Genomic DNA, 6,254 nt, shown 5'->3' with positions numbered 1-6,254 from the left:
GAAAAAGGACATGTGGAATCGATGGTGAAATATGTTCGAAACAACTTCTTTCTTCCGGAGCTTGTGGTGCATGACATAGAACAACTGAATGAAACGCTATGGGGAAAGGCAGAAAAGGATCGAAACCGTCTTCATTATCAAAAAGGTATTGTACTTGCCGAACTGTATTTGGCAGATAAAGAGTAGTTTTTACAGTTACCAGCGAAAGAGTATGAGTGTGTGCGGTATGAACAAGTAAAAGCTGATAAGTATGGCTATATTCGAGTGGAAAATAAACTCTATTCGACGTCTCCGCGTTTTGCCCAATCCACAGTTTTGGCAAAAATCTCGTACAACCGAATCGAGATCCTAACAGAAGATTATGACACGATTGTTTGCCATCCACGTCTTTACGGTAATGAACAAAAATCGATGATATGGCAACCGTATCTAACGTTGATGTCGAAAAGACCGACAGCGATGAAATACACGAGTTTTTACGAGCAGTTACCTCCATTGTGGCAACAATACTTTACACAATGTACGCTGTCAGAAAAACAACAAGCATTACAGCTCTTATCGGTGATTCTAAAAGACTACGATTTTGAGTTACCTACGCAAGCTTTACAGCTTGCCTCTGAAAACGGGCATCCATCTGTAGAATCGATTAAACAAGTGTTTTATCAACTTATTAACGGACGAGGACAGCGCCCTATCATTCAACCGAAAGGTTCGTTACCTGTCATACCGAATGCGACAAGAGGGTTAGAGCATTATGATCAGCTTTTCCCTTCTAGAGGAGGGAAGCAGTGATGGATCAAAAGATTCGAGAATATGCAAAACGGTTGAAATTAAGCTGGATTCGTCAGCATTATCATGAAATCGAAGCAATGAGCCATGAGGAGTATCTTCTCCAACTCTTTGAACAAGAAGTGAAACAACGGGAAAAACGAAAGGTTACCAATTACTCTCTCAGGCAACGTTGCCTAAAATAGCAGGAAAGCCGTTTGAATGGACCCACATTCAAATGGCTCAAGGCATCACAGCAGAATATCTGTTAAACGGGCACATTATTGAAAATGGAGAAAATCTAATCTTTTATGGAGGTGTGGGTACCGGAAAGACCTACTTATCCACGTTAATTGGTTTAAACGCGATTCAAAAATTAGAGAAGCGCATCAAATTTTATACGGTAACTGGTCTAGTGAATAGCTTACTAGATGCGCACGAAAAAGGCTCGTTGAGCCGGGTCTTTAAGCAGATAGAGAAACTCGATCTTCTGATTCTTGATGAAATAGGGTACATCCCTCTACATAAACAGGGGGCAGAACTTCTTTTTCAAGTCATCTCAATGTGTTATGAAAGAAAGAGCATGATTGTGACGACGAATTTACAATTTGGTCAGTGGAATCACGTATTTGGGGATCCGATCTTAACGGAAGCTGTGATCGATCGGCTGATTCACCATTCTCATTTAATTGTATTTAATGGAGAAAGCTACCGGTATAAAGAATCATTATTACACAATAAGTAAATATAGGGATTGGCAAGTGGTACATTTTTAATTGCCATTTGATACATTTCCTACTTGCCAAAAACAAGCTGATACTAGGACGAAAGTAAATGTGATTAAAAATAATCGTCACAAATACTCGATATCAGCAATGTGCGACGTCCTACAACTCCCAAGAAGTACCTATTATTATGAAGCAAAAGAGCAATCTAAATCAGATGATGAACTTACTGTTACCATCATCGATATTTTTCATAAAAGCCGCCAGAACTATGGCACTCGTAAGATAAAACATGAGTTGGAAAAACTCGGTAAAATTGCATCCAGAAGACGTATTGGCCGAATCATGAAAGAAAATGGGCTAGTATCAAACTATACAGTTGCCCAGTTTAAGCCACATGTGGATAAATGTAATGAATCTAAAGTTGAAAATGTGTTGAATAGGGAATTTGATCAACAAAAGGAATTAACGGTTGTAGTCAGTGATTTAACATACGTAAGGGTCCAAAAAAATTGGCATTACATATGTCTATTTGTTGATCTTTACAATAGAGAAATTGTTGGACATAGTGCCGGTCCTAATAAAGATGCTGGACTAGTCTACCAAGCCTTATCAACGATTAAAGCTGATTTAAGACAAATTCAACTATTTCACACAGACCGAGGAAACGAGTTTAAAAACAAGACAATCGATGAAGCTTTAGATACATTCGAGATTAAACGGTCGTTAAGCATGAAAGGTTGCCCATATGATAACGCAGTAGCCGAAGCCACATTTAAAATTATTAAGACAGAATTTGTAAAAGGTAAATATTTTGAAAGTTTAGAACAGTTAAAGTTGGAATTAGAAGATTATGTTCATTGGTTTAATCATATAAGAATTCACGGATCACTGGGGTATTTAAGCCCAATTGAATACAAAATAGAACACCTTAAAAAAATTGTCTAGTCTAGTGTTGACATACCACTTGTCTTATTACATAACACTAATTCGTCTGAGAAGCATATAGTTTTTCGATAAAAAAGTGATTTCTTAAACTGTTTTATATCCACTCTAATTTCAAATAACTAGGAACCAATTATTTCATAACTCATATATTATAAAGAACGTCCTAGTCATTTGATAAAGGCAAAAATGGATTGGAGGATCTATATGTCATTACCTACTATTCCTAACATTACTCCAAAAATCTCACTAACCCGTTGTGAAACGATCAATTTATTGCTTGCATCCATTGCATTAGAGGAGATTGGTTTATCCCATATTTTGAATGCAGAAGGGGAAAAAATACAACATTTCTTAAAAAAGGATCCTTGTAACGTTGAGGATTATATAAAATTAAATGCAAGCGTCAATAAGATGCTGCGATCGATTGTCAGTTCTCAAACATTACTTCAATTTAAGTTAGAAGAAGTTATTTCAATTGATGATGAGGCATGTCATGAAAAATGCGATTCGAAAGATAAAGACAAATGTTCTAAAAAATGTGATAAACAAAAAAATAATATCTGTAAGGATACAAAGGTGATTCCTTGTATTTGTTCAAAGTGTCAAAGTAAAGAAAAGAATAAAGAATGCTAGAATTAAGCGCCTGTAACGCCTTTCCATCATTGATATGAATCGAGAGGAAACGTTTAGGAGAGGAGTTGAATCATTGCAAACAAATCATAGTTTCGATGAAAAGAAAGTCATGAAAACGGTAGAAAATCATTACCATTTCATACAGTCATTTATTAAATTGATAATAAAATATTTTTTTGTTTATTCCTATGCAATTTCTTCAAAAAAAAAAAAAAATTTAACTGAAAAACAAATTATTCAATCTTTACTCCTAATTGAAAAGCTGCACATGTATATGAATTATCGGCATTATCTCTATAATCAGGTAATACCTTTATCAGATGATCATTTTACCTACTATTCAATTGAAAGTAATAATACTTATTTATTAATAAAAAAATTACAGCACCTGATTAAGCAACATCATTTTGTCCATTCAGATAATCAATTGTTATGCAACAATATTATCTCTCAGATTCTGAACTATTACCCTGCTTCCACTGTTAAAATCATTATTTTGAAAGAACCTTCTCCTCCTTGGAAACCACCGAATCATTAATTATAACGGATGGGATGATTAAATGACATCGCAGACAATCTCACTCTGTATGATTGTTAAAAACGAGGAAGATTTTATTGAACAATGTTTACAAAGTGTTCAAAAGTTAGTTAATGAGATTATTATTGTGGATACGGGCTCAAGCGATCAAACGATTAACATTTGTAAGAACTATAATGCTTCTATCTTTTCTTATGAATGGAATGATCATTTTGCAGAAGCCCGTAACTATGGTTTATCAAAGGCTAGTGGTAATTGGATATTATGGTTAGATGCTGATGAAAAATTGGAAGTTCAAAAATCGAAATTAATACAAGATGCAATACAACAAACGAATGCGTTAATGATTTATATGCCTATTGTTAATTATTACGGTCAATCTCTACCCATTCAAGAAGAAGATGCTTTTATCTATTACCAGCCACGACTATTTCGTAATCATGTAGGTATTCGATTTACTAATCGAATTCACGAAACACTCCAACTACCCCAATCACTCGAATCATCTCATGATATAGTAAGTATTGATACTGAAATTTATCATTATGGTTATTTCAAAAAAATTACAGACCAACGAAATAAATCTCGAAGGAATTTACAGGTCCTTTTTAAAGAATTTCAAGACAGTTCTCATAGTCCTTGGATTGAATATCATTTAGCTAGTGAATTTTATCGATTAAAAGAATATCAAACAGCTTTTAACTATATAAATAAATCAATCTTAGGATTTTTACAGCAAGGATATACACCTCCTGCTCTTTTATACCGTTTGAAATATGATATTTTATTTGAGACGAAGAGCTATGAAGTTGCTAGTTTTAGTATTGATAAGGCTCTTCTTCTTTATCCGGATTATGTAGATCTTCATTTTTTAAAAGGGCTTTTTTTATTTCAAATAAAAAATTATCCAGCTGCAATAGCTTCATTTGATAAATGTCTGGAACTAGGAGAACATCACACAGACTATCTTATTACAAGGGGTGCAGGTAGCTTTAAAGCAGAACATTATAAACAATTATGTTTAAAAGCAATGATAGTTCCAGAAAGTGATTTGTAGTTGGATGTCGTCAAGGAGCAATGATAGTGAAAAAAGTACTTTATATCGGATGGATTGGCTATAAAAATCTAGGGGATGAATTAATGTACGAATTGTTTAAAGAACAATTCGCTACATTGGGAGACTCCTATAAACTAGATTGTGTTAATATTGAGCATAAATATTTAAAAAATGTAAGGATAGATGATTTTGATCTAATCGTATTAGGTGGGGGTTCTATAATAAATAGAAAGAACCATATCGTTCATCCATATATCATTGATTATTTACATCAATGTCTGTTATTAAATAAAAAAATTATGATGTGGGGAACTGGAATAGATTGGCTTCCCAAGTCTTATATTCAACAATTAGAAAGAAATGACAAAATTCCCCTGGATGGTACTGATTTCTTGAAATTTAAAGTACAAAAGGTATTTCACGAAAGCGTTTGGGCTGGTGTAAGGGGTCCGCTGACATTTAAGATTCTCAAGCAATACGGTGTAACAGATAAATTATACATCAGTGGAGACTCCGCATTCCTTTTAAATCATCAAGTCCCCCAAAAAATACTTCCTGAAATCCAGGGCAAAAAAACTGTAGGAGCGAATTGGGGAACAAGTTTCAATAATATATATGGCCAAGATGAGATTAAAGTAGAAAATCAGCTAGCTAATGCACTAAATCAGCTTATTGAAAAAGACTATACAATCTATTTATATACGGTTTGGAGAAGTGACTATGAAGCAATGGAGCGTCTCTATTCAAAACTGAATAAAACAGAAAACGTTATCCTCGATAAAACCTTATATTCCCATAATGAATTATTAGCCATCATAAAGAACTTTACTTTTACAATTAATTTCAAACTTCATCCCAATTACCTCTCATTAGCAGCCAATGTCCCGTTCATCGCCTTAGGATACCGCTTCAAAGTATTTGATTTTATTAAATCCATTGATCTTGAAAAATATATTATTGCTACAGATGATGTAGATATTGATGAACAAATTTTACGTTTAGAGCAAGACATATCATCCAATTCTTCTCCTCTTCTTAAAAAGATGAATGAGGCTAGAGAAACTTATTACCAACGTTTAATCGAGCCTTTTAAGAATAAACTGTTTCTAGATTAAAAAAAAGAAGCGCAATGATGGTTAGCGCTTCTTTTTCATGTGCGCCCGGCATGGGTGTAATCTATAGGGTGAAAGTCCCGAGCTGCGAAGGCAGAAGTAGCAGTTAGCTTAACACAAGGGTGTCCGTGGTGACGCGGAATCTGAAGGAAGCGAGCGGCAAACTTCCGGTCTGAGGAACACGAACTTCATATGAGGCTAGGTATCACTGGGTGAGTTTGCATGACAAAACAAAGCCCTTTCTGCCGAAGGTGATACAGAGTAAATGAAGCAGATGGATGGAAGGAAAGATTACACTCTTACCCGGGGAGGTCTGATGGATACGTGAAGTACCCTTCATAACCTACTTAGTGATTGGTATGTCAACACTAAACTAGACAACTTTTTTAAGGTGTTCATTTTTATATTCAATAGGGCTTAAATACCCAAGTGTTCCGTGAATTCTGATATGATTAAACCAATGAACATAATCA

5 protein-coding genes and 4 pseudogenes are annotated in these 6,254 nt (G+C 34.6%); 8 read left to right on the top strand and 1 reads right to left on the bottom strand.

Annotated elements, in window-relative coordinates; translation table 11 throughout:
• From G4Z05_RS16755 to G4Z05_RS16095, 8 genes and pseudogenes are all read left to right on the top strand, one after another.
• Positions 1–186 (top strand): annotated as a pseudogene (locus G4Z05_RS16755) (IS21 family transposase); the annotation flags it as partial.
• Positions 187–207: 21 nt separating this feature from the next.
• A pseudogene (locus G4Z05_RS16125) lies at positions 208–792 on the top strand (Mu transposase domain-containing protein); the annotation flags it as partial.
• Positions 792–1,513 (top strand): annotated as a pseudogene (gene istB, locus G4Z05_RS16120) (IS21-like element helper ATPase IstB). The pseudogenes G4Z05_RS16125 and istB, both read left to right, overlap by 1 nt.
• A 64-nt stretch (positions 1,514–1,577) precedes the next feature.
• Positions 1,578–2,441 (top strand): annotated as a pseudogene (locus tag G4Z05_RS16115) (IS3 family transposase); the annotation flags it as partial.
• Positions 2,442–2,645: 204 nt separating this feature from the next.
• The gene (locus G4Z05_RS16440; protein ID WP_019155127.1) at positions 2,646–3,074 is read left to right on the top strand and encodes an alpha-helical endospore appendage domain-containing protein; all 429 of its coding nucleotides are present in this window, start codon (positions 2,646–2,648) and stop codon (positions 3,072–3,074) included.
• A 73-nt stretch (positions 3,075–3,147) separates the two neighbouring features.
• The gene (locus G4Z05_RS16105; RefSeq protein WP_163252817.1) at positions 3,148–3,612 is read left to right on the top strand and encodes a hypothetical protein; all 465 of its coding nucleotides are present in this window, start codon (positions 3,148–3,150) and stop codon (positions 3,610–3,612) included.
• Between the two features lie 22 nt (positions 3,613–3,634).
• Positions 3,635–4,669, top strand: coding sequence for a glycosyltransferase family 2 protein (locus G4Z05_RS16100; protein ID WP_026073465.1), 1,035 nt, complete (start codon positions 3,635–3,637; stop codon positions 4,667–4,669).
• Between the two features lie 26 nt (positions 4,670–4,695).
• Entirely contained in the window at positions 4,696–5,784 is a 1,089-nt protein-coding gene (locus G4Z05_RS16095) for a polysaccharide pyruvyl transferase family protein (RefSeq protein ID WP_163252815.1), read from the top strand.
• 370 nt (positions 5,785–6,154) lie between these two features.
• Here the strand turns inward: G4Z05_RS16095 and G4Z05_RS16090 are convergent.
• A partial coding sequence (locus G4Z05_RS16090) for an IS3 family transposase (protein ID WP_163252813.1) occupies positions 6,155–6,254 on the bottom strand: 100 nt, incomplete at its 5' end.

The sequence above is a fragment of the Neobacillus thermocopriae genome, assembly GCF_010975035.1.
Lineage (GTDB): Bacteria > Bacillota > Bacilli > Bacillales > Cytobacillaceae > Neobacillus > Neobacillus thermocopriae.
The sequence above is the reverse complement of the archived record's forward strand: the minus strand, read 5'-3'. Positions and strand labels throughout refer to the sequence as shown.

Bases quoted from the DNA above. Each gene is read 5' to 3' on its own strand.
- G4Z05_RS16100 (WP_026073465.1), top strand. From the start codon at position 3,635: ATGACATCGCAGACAATCTCACTCTGTATGATTGTTAAAAACGAGGAA.
- G4Z05_RS16440 (WP_019155127.1), top strand. From the start codon at position 2,646: ATGTCATTACCTACTATTCCTAACATTACTCCAAAAATCTCACTAACC.